Origin of the sequence: Kitasatospora sp. NPDC028055 (genome assembly GCF_040637885.1) — a bacterium.
In the GTDB taxonomy this organism is placed as follows: domain Bacteria; phylum Actinomycetota; class Actinomycetes; order Streptomycetales; family Streptomycetaceae; genus Kitasatospora.
In genome coordinates, this window is the sequence record NZ_JBEZXE010000020.1 from 34,024 (window position 1) to 53,712 (window position 19,689).

General features: G+C 77.1%; 1 protein-coding gene. It reads left to right on the top strand.

Going from position 1 to position 19,689, the window contains the following annotated elements; genetic code table 11:
- The first annotated feature begins 120 nt into the window (after positions 1 to 120).
- Entirely contained in the window at positions 121 to 19,560 is a 19,440-nt protein-coding gene (locus AB0F71_RS21005) for an SDR family NAD(P)-dependent oxidoreductase (RefSeq protein ID WP_360236486.1), read from the top strand.
- Positions 19,561 to 19,689: the final 129 nt, after the last annotated feature.

The window sequence follows — 19,689 nt, forward strand, 5'->3', positions numbered from 1 at the left end:
GCCCTGACACCTGACGCCTGACGCCTGACGCCTGACGCCTGACGCCCCGACGCCCTGACGCCCCTGACCCCTGACGCCCCGACGCCCCGCACCGCCTCGACGAGGAGCACACACCCCGCGATGACCGCCAAGCCCGAGACCCCTGCCGCCGTTGCCGCCCGCACCGCCGCCCCCGCCGTCGAGGTGCCGCCCGGCGCCGTCGCCGTGGTCGGCCTGGCCTGCCGGCTCCCCGGTGCGCCCGACCCGGCGGCGTTCTGGGAGCTGCTGTGCGAGGGCCGGGACGCCGTCGGCGAGCCCCCCGTCGACCGCTGGCCGGCGGACACCCCCGGTGTGCCGCGCGCGGGTGCCTTCCTGGAGCGGATCGACACCTTCGACGCCGCCTTCTTCGGGATCTCGCCGCGCGAGGCCACCACGATGGACCCGCAGCAGCGGCTGGTGCTGGAACTCGGCTGGGAGGTGCTGGAGGACGCCGGCCGGCTGCCCGCCCAACTGCGCGACAGCCGTACCGGGGTGTTCGTCGGCGCCTTCCTGGACGACTACGCGGCACTGGTGCATCGGCAGGGCCCGGACGCGGTGGACCGGCACGTGCTGACCGGCCTCAACCGGGGCATGATCGCCAACCGGCTCTCCTACCAGCTGGGCCTGCGCGGTCCGAGCCTGACCGTGGACACCGCGCAGTCCTCCTCCCTGGCCGCCGTCCACCTGGCCGTCGAGAGCCTGCGCCGCGGCGAGTCCGACCTCGCCCTGGCCCTCGGGGTGAACCTGATCGCCGCGCCGGACAGCACACTCGGCGCGGCCCGCTTCGGCGGCCTCTCCCCGCACGGGCGCAGCCGTCCGCTCGACGCGGCCGCCGACGGCTACGCGCGCGGCGAGGGCGGCGTCGCGGTGCTGCTCAGGCCGCTGGCCGCGGCACTGGCGGACGGCGACCCGGTGTACGGCGTGCTGCTGGGCAGCGCCATCGGCAACGACGGGGCCACCGACGGCCTGACCGTGCCCGGCGCCGACGGCCAAGCCGCTGTCCTGGCGGCCGCCTACCGCCGGGCCGGGGTGGACCCGGCGGCCGTCCAGTACGTCGAGCTGCACGGCACCGGTACGGCCGTCGGCGACCCGGTGGAGGCCACCGCCCTCGGCCGGGTGCTGGGGGCCGGCCGGGCCGCGGACGCCCCGCTGCTGGTCGGTTCGGCCAAGAGCAACGTCGGCCACCTGGAAGGGGCGGCCGGCCTGGTCGGCCTGGTGAAGACGGTGCTCGCGCTGCACCACGGCGAGCTGCCGCCGACCCTGCACCACCGCACCCCCAACCCGGCCGTCGACCTGACGGAGCTGCGGCTGCGGGTCGCCACCGAGCGCACCCCCTGGCCCGGCGGCGGGACGGCGGCCCGGCTGGCCGGGGTCAGCTCCTTCGGCATGGGCGGTACGGACGTCCACGTCGTGCTGACCGGCGCCCCGCCGGCGCCCGCGCCCGCGCCCGTCCTGACCGACCTCCCAGCGCCCGTGCTGCTCTCCGGCCGCGGCCGCCCGGCACTGCGCGGGCAGGCCGCCGCCCTGCGCGCGCACCTGGCCGCGCACCCCGAACTCGGCCCGGCCGAACTCGCGGGCCCGCTCGCCGTCGCCCGGACCGCCTTCGAGGACCGCGCCGTCCTGGTGGCCGAGGACCGGGCCGGGCTGCTCGCCGCACTCGACGCGCTGGCCGCCGGCCAGGAGGCGCCCGGTGCGGTCACCGGCACGGCCGGCACCGTCGGCGGCACCGCCTTCCTGTTCCCCGGCCAGGGCAGCCAGCGCCCCGGCGCCGGACGCGGACTGTACGAGCGCTTCCCGGTGTTCGCGGCCGCCCTGGACGAGGCCCTGGCCGCCCTCGACCCGCACCTCGACCGGCCGCTCGGCAGCCTCCTGTTCGCCGAACCGGGAAGCCCCGAGAGCGAGTTGCTGGACCGCACCGAGTACACCCAGCCGGCCCTGTTCGCGCTCGGCAGCGCCCTGTACGCCCTGCTGCGCTCCTGGGGCATGACCCCGGACGCCGTGGCCGGGCACTCCATCGGCGAGATCGCCGCCGCCCACGCCGCCGGGGTGCTCACCCTGGCCGACGCCGCCGTCCTGATCACCGCCCGGGGCCGGCTGATGGCCGAACTGCCCTCGGGCGGAGCGATGGTGGCGGTGGAGGCCGCCGAGGAGGAGGTGCTGGGCCGACTGGCCGGCCGGGAGGGCGAGGTCGGCATCGCCGCCGTCAACGGCCCGCGCGCCGTCGTGCTGTCCGGAGCCGAACCGGCCGTCCTGGCGGTGGCCGCCGAACTCGCCGCGCTCGGGCGGCGCACCCGCCGGCTGCGGGTCAGCCACGCCTTCCACTCCCCGCTGATGGACCCGGCGCTGGAGCGCTTCCGCGCGGTCGCCGCCCGGCTGACGTACGCGCCGCCCCGGCTGCCCCTGGTCTCCACCCTCACCGGGCGGCCGGCCGCGGCGGACACCCTGGCCGACCCCGAGCACTGGGTGCGGCACGCCCGCGAGGCCGTCCGCTTCGCCGACGGGGTGCGCGCCCTGCACGGCCTCGGCGTGCGCACCCACCTCGAACTCGGTCCGGACGCGGTGCTCACCGCGCTCGCCCGGGACACGGCGGCGGCCGACGGGCTGGGCGCCGAGGTCGCGGGGGCCGCGCTGCTGCGGCGGGGGCGGCCGGAGCTGGCGAGCCTGCTCGGCGCGGTCGGGCTGCTGCACGCCCGGGGCGGCGAGGTCGACTGGGCCCGGTACTTCGGGTCGGGCGCGGGCGCGGGTGCTCCGGCGGCGGCCCGGGCGGTTGGGCTGCCGACGTACGCGTTCCAGCGGGAGCGGTACTGGCTGGAGGGCGCGGACGCCCTCCCGGGTGGACCGGCCCCGGCTGCCGAGCCCGTTGGCGGCGCCGAGCTCGTTGGCGCGGCCGGGCCCGTTGGTGCCGCCGGGCCCGTTGGTGCAGCCGAGCCCGAGCCCGTTCCGGCGGTGCCGGTGCGGCGGCCGGACGGCGAGCTGCTGGACCTCGTCCGGGCCCAGGCCGCCGTGGTGCTGGGGCACCCGACCCCGCACACCCTGGACGGCCGACGGACCTTCAAGGACCTCGGCCTGGACTCGCTGGGCGCCGCCGAACTGGCCGACCGCCTGGCCGCCGCCACCGGGCTCGGCCTGTCCGCGTCCGCCGTCTACGACCACCCGACCCCGGAGGCCCTGGCCCGGCACCTGCGCGGTGACGAGCGGGAGGCGTCGGTGGTGCGGGCGGTGCTGGTGGACGAGCCGGTGGCGATCGTGGGGATGGCGTGCCGGTACCCGGGTGGGGTGGGGTCGCCGGAGGAGTTGTGGCGGCTGGTGGTGGAGGGGCGGGACGCCATTTCGCCGTTCCCTTCGGACCGGGGCTGGGACCTCGACGCGCTCTACGACCCGGACCCCGACCGCCCGGGCACCAGCTACGCCCGGCACGGTGGATTCCTCACCGGCGCGGGCGGGTTCGACGCGGAGTTCTTCGGGATCTCGCCGCGTGAGGCGGCAGCAATGGATCCGCAGCAGCGGCTGGTCCTGGAGTCGTCCTGGGAGGCGCTGGAGTCGGCCGGGATCGACCCGGCCGGACTGCGAGGCAGCCGGACCGGCGTCTACGTCGGCGCGACCGCGATGGAGTACGGTCCGCGCCTCTCCGAGGGCTCCGACGGCGCGGACGGCTTCGTGCTCACCGGCAGCACGACCAGCGTGATCTCGGGCCGGGTCGCGTACACCTTCGGGCTGGAGGGCCCGGCGGTGACGGTGGACACGGCCTGCTCCTCCTCCCTGGTCGCGCTGCACCAGGCCGCCGCCGCGCTGCGCACCGGGGACTGCGACCTGGCCCTGGCCGGTGGGGTGACGGTGATGTCGAGCCCCGGCATGTTCGTGGAGTTCAGTCGGCAGCGGGGGTTGTCGGTGGACGGTCGGTGCCGGTCGTTCGCGGCGGGTGCGGATGGGACGGGGTGGAGTGAGGGGGTGGGGGTGCTGGTGGTGGAGCGTCTGTCGGATGCGCTTCGCCGTGGGCATCGGGTGTTGGCGGTGGTGCGGGGTTCGGCGGTGAACCAGGACGGTGCGTCGAACGGTTTGACGGCGCCGAACGGGCCTTCGCAGGAGCGGGTGATCCGGGCGGCGTTGGCGGCGGCCGGGTTGGGTGCGGGTGATGTGGATGTGGTGGAGGCGCACGGGACGGGGACCCGGTTGGGGGATCCGATCGAGGCGCAGGCGCTGCTGGCGACCTATGGTCGGGATCGGTCGGCTGAACGTCCTTTGTGGTTGGGGTCGTTGAAGTCGAACATCGGGCATGCGCAGGCGGCTGCGGGTGTGGGTGGTGTGATCAAGATGGTGCGTGCGTTGGTGGAGGGGGTGTTGCCGGGGTCGTTGTACGCGGGGGAGCCGTCGCCGTTGGTGGACTGGGCCTCGGGTGGGGTGGAGTTGCTGGCTGAGGCTCGGGAGTGGCCGGAGGTGGGTCGTCCGCGTCGGGCGGGGGTGTCCTCGTTCGGGATCAGCGGGACGAACGCGCACGTGATCCTGGAGCAGGCGCCCGAGGCTGTGCTGCCGTCGGAGGAGGTCGCGCTGCCGTCGGAGGTGGTGGCCTGGCCGCTGTCCGCGCGCACCGACACGGCGCTGCGCGCCCAGGCCGTACGCCTGCTGGCCTACACCGAGCAGCACCCGGAGGTGGACCCGGGCACGCTGGGCCGGGCCCTGGTCTCCACCCGGTCCGCCTTCGAGCGGCGGGCGGTGGTGCTGGGCTCGGAGCGCGCCGAACTTCTGGACGGCCTCCGGGCGTTGGCGTCCGGCACGGATGCCGCCAGTTCCACCGGGCCGGTCACCGGCTCCGCCCGTGACGGTGGTCGTACGGCGTTCGTGTTCACGGGGCAGGGCAGTCAGTGGTTGAGCATGGGGCGTGGGTTGTACGGGGCGTTCCCGGTGTTCGCGGCGGCGTTCGACGAGGTGTGCGCGGCGTTCGATCCGTTGTTGGGGCGGTCGTTGCGTGAGGTGGTGTTCGAGGGCGGGGAGCTGTTGGACCGTACGGAGTTCACCCAGCCGGCGTTGTTCGCGGTGGAGGTGGCGCTGTACCGGTTGGTGGTGTCGGCGGGTGTGACGGCGGACGTGGTGGCCGGGCATTCGATCGGTGGGGTGGTGGCGGCGTTCGTCGCTGGCGCGTTCTCGTTGGCGGATGCGGCGGTTTTGGTGGCGGCCCGGGGTCGGTTGATGGGGTCGGCGCGTTCGGGTGGGGCGATGGTGGCGGTGGAGGCCACGGAGGAGGAGGTGCTGGCCGAACTGGCGGGCCTGGAGGGCTCGGTGTCGCTGGCGGCGGTGAACGGGCCGCGCTCGGTGGTGCTCTCCGGGGACGAGGACGTGGTGCTGGAGTTGGCCGGGCGTTGGCGCGAGCGTGGGCGCAGAGTAAAGCAGTTGACGGTCAGTCATGCCTTCCATTCGCCGCACATGGACGGTGTGCTGGAGGAGTTCACGAGGGTGGCGGGTGGGGTGGAGTTCGCGGAGCCGTTGCTGCCGGTGGTCTCCGACCTGACCGGCCGCGTCGCCACGGCGGAGGAGCTCGCTGAACCGGCCTACTGGGCGCGGCACATCCGTTCGGCGGTGCGCTTCCACGACGTCGTGCGCACCCTGCACGAGCAGGGTGTCACCCGCTACCTGGAACTCGGCCCCGACGCCGTCCTCACCCCGCTGGTCGAGGCAGCGCTCGGCGCGGACGCCGACCCCGTCGTCCTCCCGCTCGCCCGTCGCGGCCGCCCGGAGGTCCGCGCCCTGGCGGACGCGCTCGCCCGGCTGCACGCCGCCGGGGCTCCGGCCGAGGTGCTGCGGCCGCTGCTGCCCGGCCCGGCGGTCCGACTGGACCTGCCCACCTACCCCTTCCAGCACACCCACTACTGGTCGGCGCCCCGCCCGGTCACCGATGCCGCCGCCCTCGGGCTGGCCGAGGCCGGCCACCCCCTGCTGGCCGCCGCCGTCGGAACCGCGGAGGACGGCGGGCTGCTGCTCACCGGCCGGATCTCGTCGGCCGGGCAGGCCTGGCTCGCCGACCACGAGATCCTCGGCACCCCGCTACTGCCCGGCACCGCCTTCCTGGAACTGGCGCTGGCCGCCGCCGCCCGCATCGGTGCCGACGGCGTCGAGGAGCTGACCCTGCACACACCGCTGCCGCTGCCCGTCGGTGGTGCCGTCCAACTCCAGCTCGCGGTCGGCCCGTCGGACGGGAGCGGGCGCCGGACCCTGGCCGTCCACGCCCGCCCCCAGCGCCCCGGCCAGGAGGACACCGAGGACTGGACCAGGCACGCCGAGGGCCTGCTCATCGAGGGCCTGTCGGGGGCGGTTCCGGTGGCCGCGCCGCAGCTCGCCGCCTGGCCCCCGGCCGACGCCGAACCGCTGGACCCGGACGCCCTGTACGCGCGGCTGCTCGCCCGGGGCTACGCCTACGGCCCCGCCTTCCAGGGCGTGCGCGCGGCCTGGCGGCTCGGCCCGGAGCTGTTCGCCGAACTCGCGCTGGGTGACGAACAGGCGCTCTCCGCCGAGGCGTTCGGCATCCATCCGGCCTTGCTGGACGCCGCGCTGCACCCACTGGTGGACGCCGAGACCGCCGACCGGGACGCCGAGACTGCCGACCGGGAGGCCGGGGGCGGCCTGCCGCTGCCGTTCTCCTTCGGCGCCGTCCGGCTGCACGCCCAGGGAGCGGCCCTGCTGCGGGTCCGCTGGACACCGGGCGCCGCAGGAGCCGCCCTCGAGGCCTACGACGTCGAGGGCCGGCCCGTGCTGTCCGTCGGCTCGCTCGCCCTGCGCACCGCGACACCCGCCGCCGACACCGACCGGGCCGCCGAGCGCGGGGCCCTGCACCGCCTCGACTGGCGCCCGGTGCCGGTAGACGCCCGGCCCTCCCCCGGGCGGACCCTGCTGCTCGGGCCCGCACCGCAGGGCCTGTCCGCGCTGCCCGCCCTCCCGGACCCGGCCGCGCTTCGTGCCGCGCTCGACGCGGGGCAGCCCGCGCCCGGGACCGTCCTCGCCGTCCTGCCGGACACCGGCGCCGACCGGCCCGCCGCGGCGCGTGAGCTCACCCGCGAGGCGCTGCGGCTCGCCCAGGACTGGCTGGCCGACGAGCGGCTGGCGGACACCGTCCTCGCCGTCCTCACCCGGCACGCGGTCGCCGCCACGGTGGACGGGCCCGCGCCCGACCCGGCCGCGGCCGCCGTCTGGGGGCTGCTGCGCAGCGCCCAGAGCGAGCAGCCCGACCGTTTCCGGCTCGTCGATCTGGACGACGACCCGGCCTCGGCCGCCGCGCTACCGGCGGCCCTGGCCACCGGCCTGCCCCAACTCGCCCTGCGCGCGGGCGCGGTGCTCCAGCCCGTGCTCAAGCACGTGCCGCCAGCCGTCCCGGCCCGACCGGCCGACGGCGCCGCGCCGGACCTGACCGGTGGCACCGTCCTGATCACCGGCGGCACCGGCGGCCTGGGCGTCCTGCTCGCCCGCCACCTGGTGGAGCGGCACGGCGTCCGACGGCTGTTGCTGGTCAGCCGCCGTGGCCCGGCGGCCCCCGGAGCGGCCGAGGCCGCCGCCGAACTGACCGCCCGGGGCGCGGAGGTGGTCCTCGCCGCCGCCGACACCGGAGACCGGGCCGCGCTGGCCGCCCTCCTCGCCGAGCTGCCGGCCGACCGTCCGCTGCGCGCGGTCCTCCACCTCGCCGGAATCGTGGACGACGCCACCCTCACCGGACTCGACGCCGACCGGATCGCCCGGGTGCTGCGGCCCAAGGCGGACGCCGCCTGGCACCTGCACGAGCTCACCGCCGACCTCGACCTGGCCGCCTTCGTCCTGTTCTCCTCCGTCTCCGGCATCACCGGCACCGCCGGCCAGGGCGGTTACGCGGCGGCCAACAGCTTCCTGGACGCGCTCGCCCAGCACCGCCGGGCGCTTGGCCTGCCCGCTCTCTCGCTGGCCTGGTCGCTCTGGGCCGACCAGGACGGCATGGCCGGCGCCCTGGACGCCGAGGCCCTCCGCCGCTGGAGTCGCAGTGGTCTGCCGCCGCTGGAGACCACGGCCGGACTGGAGCTGTTCGACGCGGCGCTCGCCGGATCCGCTGCGCCCGCCGGATCCACTCCGTTCGCCGGGTCCGCCCCGCTTGCCGGATCCGACCCGCTGCTGGTGCCGGCCAGGATCGACCGGGCTGCCCTGCGGGCCCGCGCCGCCGAGGGGCCGCTGCCGGCCCCGCTGCGCGGCCTGGTCCGCACGCCGCTGCGCCGCAGTGCCGCCGCGCGCGCCGGCGGACCGGCGGGCGGCACCGGCTGGGCCGAGCGCACCGCTGCCCTGCCCGAGGCCGAACGCGCCCGGGCGGCCGAGGAGTTGGTGCGCGGTGCGGTGGCCGCCGTGCTCGGGCACGACGGCGCGGACACCGTCGACCCGGACCGCGCCTTCAAGGACCTCGGCCTGGACTCGCTGACCGCCGTGGAACTGCGCAACCGCCTGAACACCGCGACCGGCCTGCGACTGCCCGCCACCGTCGTCTTCGACCAGCCCTCGCCGGCCGCGCTGGCCCGGCGCCTGCTCGCCGAGCTGGACGGCACCCGGGCGGTGGGCCGGGAGGCGTCGGTGGTGCGGGCGGTGGCGGCGGACGAGCCGGTGGCGATCGTGGGGATGGCGTGCCGGTACCCGGGTGGGGTGGGGTCGCCGGAGGAGTTGTGGCGGTTGGTGGTGGAGGGGCGGGACGCGATCTCGCCGTTCCCCTCGGACCGGGGCTGGGACCTCGACGCGCTCTACCACCCCGACCCCGACCACCACGGCACCTCCTACGCCCGCGAGGGCGGCTTCCTGCACCACGCCGCCGACTTCGACGCGGAGTTCTTCGGGATCTCGCCGCGTGAGGCGGCGGCGATGGACCCGCAGCAGCGGCTGCTGCTGGAGTCGTCCTGGGAGGCGCTGGAGTCGGCCGGGATCGACCCGGCCGGACTGCGCGGCAGCCGGACCGGCGTCTTCGCCGGGGTGATGTACAACGACTACGGCTCCCGGCTCCAGCGCGCCCCCGAGGGCTACGAGGGGTACCTGCTGACCGGCAACACCTCCAGCGTGATCTCGGGCCGGATCGCCTACACCTTCGGGCTGGAGGGCCCGGCGGTGACGGTGGACACGGCCTGCTCCTCCTCCCTGGTCGCGCTCCACCTGGCCGCACAGGCCCTGCGCAGCGGCGAGGCGGACCTCGCGCTGGCCGGCGGCGTCACCGTGATGGCCCGGCCGGACACCTTCGTGGAGTTCAGTCGGCAGCGGGGGTTGTCGGTGGACGGTCGGTGCCGGTCGTTCGCGGCGGGTGCGGATGGGACGGGGTGGAGTGAGGGGGTGGGGGTGCTGGTGGTGGAGCGTCTGTCGGATGCGCTTCGTCGTGGGCACCGGGTGTTGGCGGTGGTGCGGGGTACTGCCGTCAATCAGGACGGTGCGTCGAACGGTTTGACGGCGCCGAACGGGCCTTCGCAGGAGCGGGTGATCCGGGCGGCGTTGTCGGCGGCCGGGTTGGGCACGGCGGACGTTGATGTGGTGGAGGCGCACGGGACGGGGACCCGGTTGGGGGATCCGATCGAGGCGCAGGCGCTGCTCGCCACGTACGGGAAGGACCGTTCTGCTGAACGTCCTTTGTGGTTGGGGTCGTTGAAGTCGAACATCGGGCATGCGCAGGCGGCTGCGGGTGTGGGTGGTGTGATCAAGATGGTGCGTGCGTTGGCGGAGGGGGTGTTGCCGGGGTCGTTGTACGCGGGGGAGCCGTCGCCGTTGGTGGACTGGGCCTCGGGTGGGGTGGAGTTGCTCGCCGAGGCGCGGGAGTGGCCGGAGGTGGGTCGTCCGCGTCGGGCGGGGGTGTCCTCGTTCGGGATCAGTGGGACGAACGCGCACGTGATCCTGGAGCAGGCGCCGGAGGTCGCGCAGCCGTCGGAGGAGGTCGCGCTGCCGTCGGAGGTGGTGGCCTGGCCGCTGTCCGCGCGCACCGACACGGCGCTGCGCTCCCAGGCCGTACGCCTGCTGGCCTTCGCCCAGGACCGACCGGAACTGCACCCGGCCCGCCTCGGCCTCGCGCTCGCCCGGACGCGCGGTGCGCTGGAGCGCCGGGCCGTCCTGATCGGCTCGGACCGTGCCGAACTCCTCGACGCACTGCGGCAGTTCGCCTCGGGCGAGGAGAGCCCGGCCGTGCTGCACGGCCGGGTCGCACCCGGTGGTCGTACGGCGTTCGTGTTCACGGGGCAGGGCAGTCAGTGGTTGGGCATGGGGCGTGGGCTGTACGGGGCGTTCCCGGTGTTCGCGGCGGCGTTCGACGAGGTGTGCGCGGCGTTCGATCCGTTGTTGGGGCGGTCGTTGCGGGAGGTGGTGTTCGAGGGCGGGGAGGTGCTGGACCGTACGGAGTTCACCCAGCCGGCGTTGTTCGCGGTGGAGGTGGCGCTGTACCGGTTGGTGGTGTCGGCGGGTGTGACGGCGGATGTGGTGGCCGGGCACTCGATCGGCGGGGTGGTGGCGGCGTTCGTCGCTGGCGCGTTCTCGCTGGCGGATGCGGCGGTGCTGGTGGCGGCCCGGGGGCGGCTGATGGGGTCGGCGCGTTCGGGTGGGGCGATGGTGGCGGTGGAGGCCACGGAGGAGGAGGTGCTGGCCGAACTGGCGGGTCTGGAGGGGTCGGTGTCGCTGGCAGCGGTGAACGGGCCGCGTTCGGTGGTGCTCTCCGGGGACGAGGACGCGGTGCTGGCGCTGGCCGGTCATTGGCGTGAACGTGGGCGCAGAGTGAAGCAGTTGACGGTCAGTCATGCCTTCCATTCGCCGCACATGGATGGTGTGCTAACGGAGTTCACGCGGGTGGCGGGCGGGGTGGAGTTCGCCGAGCCGTTGCTGCCGGTGGTCTCCGACCTGACCGGCCGCGTCGCCACGGCGGAGGAGCTCGCCGAACCGGCGTACTGGGCGCGGCACATCCGTTCGGCGGTGCGCTTCCACGATGTCGTGCGCACCCTGCACGAGCAGGGTGTCACCCGCTATCTGGAACTCGGCCCCGACGCCGTCCTCACCCCGCTGGTCGAGGCGGCGCTCGGCGCGGACGCGCCCGTGGCCGCAGCGGCCACCCTGCGCCGGGGCCGCCCCGAAGCGCAGGCCGTGGCGACCGCCCTGGCCCGGCTGGCCGTCACCGGGACGGCCGTCGACTGGCCGGCCCTGACCGGAGTGACCGGCCGCATCGCCGACGCGCCGGAACTGCCCGGCTATCCGTTCGAGCACCGGCGCTACTGGCTCGACGCCGACGCCATCCCGGCGGACCCGCGTGAGGTGGGCCTCGACCAGGCCGACCACCCGCTGCTCGGCGCGGAACTGCAACTCCCCGACAGCGGCGGCCTGGTGCTCGCCGGCCGGTTGTCCCCGGCCGCGCTGCCCTGGCTCGCCGACCACGAGATCCTGGGCACCCCGCTGCTGCCCGGAGCCGCCCTGGTCGAGCTCGCACTCCGGGCGGGTCAGCGCGTCGGCGCCCCGCACCTGGTCGAGCTGACCCTGGAGTCCCCGCTGCCGCTGCCCGCCGAGGGCGCCCTGCAGCTCCAGCTCGCGGTCGGCCCGTCGGACCCGTCCGACTCCTCCGACTCGAAGGGCCTGCGCGCCCTGGCGGTGCACACCCGGCCGGCCGGGGACGGCGACGCCCCCTGGACCCGGCACGCCACCGGAACCCTCGCCCCGGAAGCCCAGGCGGCCCCGGAAGCCGTCGATGCTGCGGGCCCAGCCGACTTCGCCGCAGTGCAGGTTTGGCCCCCGGCCGGCGCCGCGCCGCTGGACACCGACGCGCTGTACCCGGAACTCGCAGCCGACGGCTACCGCTACGGCCCCGCCTTCCAGGGCCTGCGCTCCGCCTGGCGGGCCGCGGACGGCACGCTCTACGCGGAGGTCGAGCTGCCCGAGGGCCCGGCGGCCGAGGCCGGCGCGTACGGGCTGCACCCGGCGCTGCTGGACGCCGCCCTCCACCTACTCGCCCGGTACGGCCGCGCCGCGGACGCGGAGTCCGCACTGCTGCTGCCCTTCGCCTGGCACGGCGTCTCCGTGCACGCCACGGGCGCCACGGCGGCCCGGGTCGCGCTCCGGCCGACCGAGGGCGGCTACCGGCTGGTCCTGGCCGACGCCCAGGGCGGGCCGCTGGCCGAGGTCGCCCGGCTCGACCTGCGCCCGGTCACCCGGGAGGTGCTGGCCCGCAGCCTGCGGACCGTCGCCGACCGCTCGCTGTACGCGCTCTCCTGGGAGCCCGTGCCCGTGTCACCGTCCGTACCGCCTGTGCCCGCGTCACCGTCCGTACCGCCCGCGCCGCCGACGGACCCCGCCGCCGCTGCGGTCGCCGTCCTCGTCCCGGCCGGGCAGCAGCCGGACCTCGACCTGCTCCCGTACGCCACCCCGGTGGCCGCGCTCGCCGAGCTCCCGGAGCCGGTGCCGTCGACCGTCCTGCTCCCGTACGCCACCCCGGCCGAGGCCGGGGATCCGGCGGAGGCCGCCCACGCCGCCGTCCGGCTCCTGCTGCCGGTGCTCCAGGAGTGGCTGGCCGAGCCGCGTACCGCCGGCTCCCGGCTGGTCCTGCTCACCCGGGGCGCCGTCACGACCGGCGCCGACGACCCGGTGCGCGACCTCGCCGCCGCCTCCGTGCGGGGCCTGTTCCGCTCGGCGGCCGCCGAACACCCTGGCCGGGTGGTCCTGTTGGACGCCGGGGAGGGCGAGCGGGTGACGCCTGACCTCCTCCGCTTCGATGAGGAAGCAGAATTGACGATTCGTCAAGGACGACTCCTCCGCCCCCGGCTGACCAGGGCCGACAAGTCCGAGGACTCCGATCGGCGGCCGGACCTCAGCGCCGGAACCGTCCTGCTCACCGGGGCCTCCGGGGCACTCGGCGCGTCGGTGGCCCGCCATCTGGTGCACGCCCACGGTGTCCGGGGCCTGCTCCTGCTCAGCCGCCGTGGCAGCGTGGAGCCGGGCCTGGTCGAGGAGTTGACGGCGGCCGGGGCCGCCGTGGCGACCGTGGCCGCCGACGTCGCCGACCCCCGGGCCGTACGGGCCGCGCTGGACCGGGCGCCCGCCGGGCTGCCGGTGACCGCCGTGCTGCACGCGGCCGGCGTGGTGGACGACGGTGTGACCGAGGGGCTCACCGCCGAGCGGGTCGCCGCCGTGCTGCGGCCCAAGGCCGACGGCGCCTGGGCGCTGCACGAGGCGACCAGGGAACTGCCGCTGCGCGCCTTCGTGCTCTTCTCCTCGGTCGCCGGACTGCTCGGCACCGCAGGCCAGGGCCCGTACGCGGCCGCCAACTCCTTCCTGGACGCGCTCGCCGCCCACCGGCGTCAACTCGGCCTGCCCGGGCTCTCCTTGGCCTGGGGGCTGTGGGACGGCGAGGGCATGGGGAGCCGGCTGTCCGCCGCCGACCTGGCGCGGCTGGCCCGTACCGGCATCGCCCCGCTGCCCCCGGCCGAGGCGCTCGCCCTGCTGGACGACTCGCTCGGCTCGCCGCTCCCGCTGCTCGCGCCGGTCCGGCTGGACCTCGCCACGGCCACGGCGAGCGGCACCGCCCTGCCCGCGCCGCTGCGCGGCCTGGCCCGCCCGGCCCCGCGCCGTGCGGCGCAGGCCCCAGCGGCGGCGGGGCCCGGCGCGACCCCGCTCGCGGACCGGCTCGCGGCCCTGCCCGAGTCCGAACGCGCCCTGCTGCTGGTCGAGTTGGTCCGCACGGCTACCGCCGCCGTGCTCGGGCACGGCGGGCCGCAGGCCGTCGAGCAGGACCGCTCCTTCACCGAGCAGGGCTTCGACTCGCTGGCCGCCGTCGACCTGCGCAACCGGCTGAACGCGACCACCGGCCTGGCGCTCCCCAGCACCCTGGTCTTCGACCACCCGAGCCCGGCGGCGCTGGCCGCCCACCTGGGCGAGGCGCTGCTGCCGTCGGTCCCCGGCGTGGGCGGGGCCCGACCGGAGGACCAGCGCACGGACCAGCGGGCGGACGAGCGCACGGACCAGCGCGCGGACCGGTCGGCGGAGCCGCCGGTCGAGGTCGCCGACGACCCGATCGCCATCGTCGGCATCGGCTGCCGCTACCCCGGCGGGGTGCGCTCCGCCGAGGAGCTGTGGCAGCTGGTCGCCGACCGGGTCGACGCGGTCGGCCCGTTCCCCGAGGACCGGGGCTGGCGCCTGGACCGGCTCTTCCACCCGGACCCGGAGCGGCCCGGCACGTCCGCCGCCCGCGAGGGCGGATTCCTCTACGACGCCGCCGACTTCGACCCCGCCTTCTTCGGCATGAGCCCGCGCGAGGCGCTGGCCACCGACCCGCAGCAGCGGATCCTGCTGGAGACGGCCTGGGAGGCCGTCGAGCGGGCCGGCATCGACCCGGGGACGCTGCGCGGCAGCCGGACCGGCGTCTTCGTCGGCGTGATGTACGACGACTACGGCTCCCGGCTCAGCCAGGCACCCGAGGCGCCGGAGGGCTACGAGGGCTACCTGGTCAGCGGCAGCGCCGGCAGCGTCGCCTCCGGGCGGGTCTCCTACGCGCTCGGACTGGAGGGCCCGGCCGTCACCGTGGACACCGCCTGCTCCTCCTCGCTGGTCGCGCTGCACCTGGCCGCACAGGCGCTGCGCAGCGGCGAGGCCACCCTCGCCCTGGCCGGTGGCGTCACCGTGATGGCCACCCCCGCCACCTTCGTGGAGTTCAGCCGGCAGCGCGGGCTGGCCCCGGACGGGCGCTGCAAGCCCTTCGCGGCCGGTGCCGACGGCACCGGCTGGGGGGAGGGCGCGGGCGTGCTGGTCCTGGAGCGGCTCTCCGACGCCCGGCGAAACGGGCATCCGGTGCTGGCCCTGGTGCGCGGCACCGCCGTCAACCAGGACGGTGCCTCGAACGGCCTGACGGCGCCGAACGGCCCCGCCCAGCAGCGGGTGATCCGGGCCGCGCTGGCCGCCGCCCGGCTGACGGCGGACGGCGTGGACGCGGTCGAGGCGCACGGGACGGGCACCCGCCTCGGCGACCCGATCGAGGCCCAGGCCCTGCTGGCGACGTACGGGCAGGGGCGTCCGGCCGGGCGCCCGCTGTGGCTGGGCTCGATCAAGTCGAACATCGGCCACAGCCAGGCGGCGGCGGGCGTGGCGGGCGTGATCAAGATGGTCGAGGCCCTCCGGCGCGGCCGGCTGCCGGCGACCCTGCACCTGGACGCGCCCTCGCCGCACGTGGACTGGACGGCCGGCGCGGTGGAGCTGCTCGCCGAGGCGCGGGAGTGGCCGGAGCTGGACCGGCCGCGCCGGGCGGGCGTGTCCTCCTTCGGGATCAGCGGCACCAATGCGCACGTGATCCTGGAGCAGGCGCCGGACGTCGCCGAGCCGGCGCCTGCTTCCGCCGAGCCGGACGCCCCGGCGCCCGCCGTGACCGAGCTCGCCGCGCCGGCTCCGGCCGCGCCCGTGGTCTGGCCGGTCTCGGCGCGCACCGAAGCCGCGCTGCGGGAGCAGGCGCAGCGGCTGCTCGCCTTCGCCGCCGACCTGCCCGAGGAGCGACTCGCCGGTGCGGGAGCCGCCCTGGCCACCACCCGGACGGCCTTCGAGCAGCGCGCGGCGGTGCTCGGCGGCTCGCGCGCCGAACTGCTCGACGGGCTACGGGCGCTGGCCGCCGGAACGGACTCCCCGCAGCTGCTGCGCGGCGCCGCCCGGAGCGGCCGGACGGCCTTCGTCTTCACCGGCCAGGGCAGTCAGCGCGTCGGCATGGCCAGGGAACTGTCCGAGACCCACCCGGAGTTCGCGGCCGCCCTGGACGAGGTGTGCGCGGCCTTCGACCCGTACCTGGAACGGCCGCTGCGCGAGGTCCTGTTCGAGGACACCGGCCTGCTGGACCGCACCGCCTACACCCAACCCGCGCTGTTCGCCGTGGAGTTCGCCCTGGTGCGGTTGCTCGCCCACTGGGGGGTGCGGCCGGACGCCGTGCTCGGGCACTCGATCGGAGCCGTCGCCGCGGCGCACACCGCGGGGGTGCTCACCCTGGCGGACGCCGTCGCCCTGGTCGCGGCACGCAGCCGGCTGATGGACGCGCTGCCCGCCGAGGGCGTCATGCTCTCCTTCCGGGCGTCCGAGCCGGAGGTCCTCGCCGCCCTGGAGGGGCACACCGACCGGGCCTCGGTGGCCGCCGTCAACGGTCCGCGGGCCACCGTCGTCTCCGGCGAGGAGGACGCCGTGCTCGCGGTCGCCGCCCGGCTCGCCGCCACGGGCGCCAAGGCCCGTCGGCTGACCGTCAGCCACGCCTTCCACTCCCCGCTGATGGACCCGATGCTGGACGACTTCCGCGCCGCCCTCGGCGGTCTCGCCTTCGGCCGTCCGACCATCCCGTTCGTCTCCGACCTGACCGGCCGCCCGGCCGGTCCGGAGGACACCGCCTCGCCCGACTACTGGGCCCGCCACGTGCGCGGGACCGTCCGCTTCGCCGACGGCGTCCGGGCCCTGCGCGAGCTCGGCACCGTGCGCTACCTGGAGATCGGGCCGGACACCCTGCTGACCACCCTGGTCGAGGACGTGCTGGCCGAAGGGCCGCAGGACCCGCAGGTCGCCCAGGTTGCCCAGGGCCCGCAGGACCCGCCCGCCGTCACGGCGGCGGTGCTGCGGCGCGAACGCGGCGAGGCGGCTACCCTGCTGCGGGCCGTCGCCACCGTGCACACGGCGGGCGGCAGCGTCGACTGGCCCGCCGTGCTGGGCGCGGCCGGGGCCCCGTACCCCGGGCTGCCGACCTACCCCTTCCAGCGCACCCGGCACTGGCTCGACGCCCCGGCCACCGTGGGCGACGTGCGGGCCGCCGGGCTCAGCACCGCCGGCCACCCCTTCCTCGGCGCCGCCGTCGACCTCGCCGACGGCGCCGGGACGGTCCTCACCGGCCGCCTGGACCGGCGCGAGCACCCCTGGCTCGCCGGGCACACCGTGGCCGGCACGGCCGTGCTGCCCGCGACCGCCCTGCTCGACCTCGCCCTGCACGCGGGCCGCACCGCCGGGCTGCCCGTGGTCGCCGCCCTCGACCTGGAGGCCCCGCTGCTGATCCCGGCCGACGGAGCGCTGCGGCTCCAGGTCGCGCTGGACCGGGCGGACGCCGCCGGCGAACGGGCCGTACGGATCCACGCCCGGCCCGACGGCGCCACCGAGGAGCCCTGGACCAGGTACGCCACCGGCGTGCTCGCGCCCGCCCCGACGGCGCCCGCCCCGACGGCGCCCGCCCCGACGGCGCCCGCCCCGACGGCGGCGGCCCCGTCCCCGAGCGACCGGCCCCTGCCGGGCACCTCGCCCCTGCCGGGCACCTCGCCCTTGCCGGGCACCTGGCCGCCGTCCGGCGCCCGCCCGGTCGGCGCCGAGGAGCTGTACGCCGCCCTCGACGCCCACGGCCTCGGGTACGGCGGCGCCTTCCGCACCGTCACCGCCGCCTGGCAGCAGCCCGACGGCACCCTGTGGGCCGACCTGGCGGGCCCCGCCGAAGGGGCCCGGGACGGCGACCGGCGCTTCGCCGTGCCGCCCGCCGCCCTGGACGCCGCCCTCCACCCCTGGGCCCACGCCGGACTGCCGTCCGACGGCCGCACCACCCTGCGGCTGCCCGCCGCCTGGCGCGAGGTCCGTACGTACGGGTCGGTCCCCGCCGGACCGCTGCGGGCCCGGATCGCGCCGGACGGCGAGCACCGCGCCGCCGTGACCCTCTACGACGCCGACGGCGCCCCGCTGCTGCACGCGGCCGCCCTCGAACTCGCCGAGGTACCGGCCGGGCGGTTCAGCGCGGCCCGCCCCGCCGACCCGCTGCTCCTCCCCGGCACCCGCCCGCTGGCCCTCCCGGCCGCCCCGCGCCCGGCCGCCCCGGTGGAGAGCCTGGCCGGGCTGACCGCTCCGGTGCCGCCGGTGGTCCTACTGCCCCTGCCGCCGCTCCCGGCGGACCGTCCCGTCCCCGAGCAGGTGGCCCACGCGACCGGCTGGGCCCTGACCGCCCTGCGGACCTGGCTGACCGAGCGCCGGTACGAGACCTCCCGCCTCGTCGTCGTGCTGCCCGCCACGGCCGAGGGCGGCCCGGCGGCGCTCGCCGCGGCGGCGGCCGGCGGGCTGGTCCGCTCCGCCGCCGCCGAACACCCGGGCCGTGTCCTGCTGTTGGACACCGACCTCCCGGCGGACCGGCTCGCGGAGCTCCCCGCCGTGGCCTGGCCGGACGACGAACCGCACCTCCTGGTGCGGTCCGGGCGGGTGCTCGCCCCGCGCCTGACGGCGGCCGTTGCCGCAGGGGGCGGTGCGACCGGGGCGTTCGGCCCCGGGAGCGTCCTGGTGACCGGCGCGTCCGGGGCGCTGGCGGCGGTGCTGGTGCGGCACCTGGTGGAGGCGCACGGGGTGCGCGGGCTGGTGCTGATGAGCCGGAGCGGGCGGGTGGCGCCCGGGCTGGCGGAGGAGCTGGCGGCCCTGGGGGCCGTGACGGTGCCGGTCGCGGGCGACGTGGCCGATCCGCAGGCCGTGCGGGCCGCGCTGGCCCAGGCGCCGGACGGCCTCCCGGTCACCGGGGTGGTGCACGCCGCCGGCGTCCTGGACGACGGGCTGGTCGAGGGCCTGACGGCGGAGCGGATCGCCGCCGTGCTGCGGCCGAAGGTCGACGGCGCCTGGGCGCTGCACGAGGCGACCGCGGAACTGCCGCTGCACGCCTTCGTCCTCTTCTCCTCGGTCGCCGGGGTGCTCGGGACGGCGGGGCAGGGCTCGTACGCGGCCGCCAACTCCTTCCTGGACGCCCTCGCCGGGCACCGCCACGCACTCGGCCTGCCCGCGCTGTCCCTCCCGTGGGGACTGTGGGAGGGCGAGGGCATGGGGGAGGGCCTGAGCGCGGCCGACCGGGCCCGGATCGCCCGGATTGGGATCGCCCCGCTGCCCGCCGGGAGCGCCCTCGCACTGCTGGACGAGGCGCTGGCGGCCGGCCGTCCGGTGGCGGTCGCCGCCCGGCTGGCGGCGCCCGGGGCCGGCGGGCCCGGCACCGGGCCGGCGGCCGCCCTGCGCGGACTGCTCGGCTCCCGTACGGCGGGCACCGCCCCGGCGGCCCCCGCCCCGCCGGAGCAGCGGGAGGCGCTCGCCGGGCTCGACCAGCAGGAACGCGGCCGGGCCGTCCTGGACCTGGTGCGCCGTTCGGTCGGCGAGGTCCTCGGCCACGCCGACCCGGGCGCCGTACCGGTGGACCGGGGGCTGCTGGACCTGGGCCTGGACTCGCTGACGGCGGTGGAACTGCGCGGCCGCCTGGGCACCCTGCTCGGGCTGCGGCTGCCCAGCACCCTGCTGTTCGACCACCCCACCGCCGCGGCCCTGGCCCGCCACCTCACCACCCTGGTGACCCCGGCGGAGGACCACCCGGGCCCGGCCGACCTCGCCCAGTTCGAGGCAGTACTGGCCGGACTGACACCCGGGGCAGCCGGGACAGCCGACCCGGCCGAGCTGGACCAGCTGGCCGCCCGCCTCCAGACAGCCCTGGACCAAGTCCGCGCCGCGCGCGCCGCAGAGCCGGACACCGGCTTCGCCGACCAGCTGGAGGAGGCCGACGGCGACGACCTCTTCGACCTGATCGACCGCCAACTCGGCCTGTAACCCCAAGGCGAAGGGCCCGGCACCGGGCCCTTCCCCACCCCTCCACCCCGTACCAAGCCTCCACCGCGCCGCCCCCATCCACCCGTGCCTCCCCGGCCCACCGGAGTAGGAAGTCGGCGGGGCCGACTT

What these genes read in the sequence shown, in the direction of transcription:
- AB0F71_RS21005 (WP_360236486.1), top strand. Translation starts at nt 121, where the DNA reads ATGACCGCCAAGCCCGAGACCCCTGCCGCCGTTGCCGCCCGCACCGCC.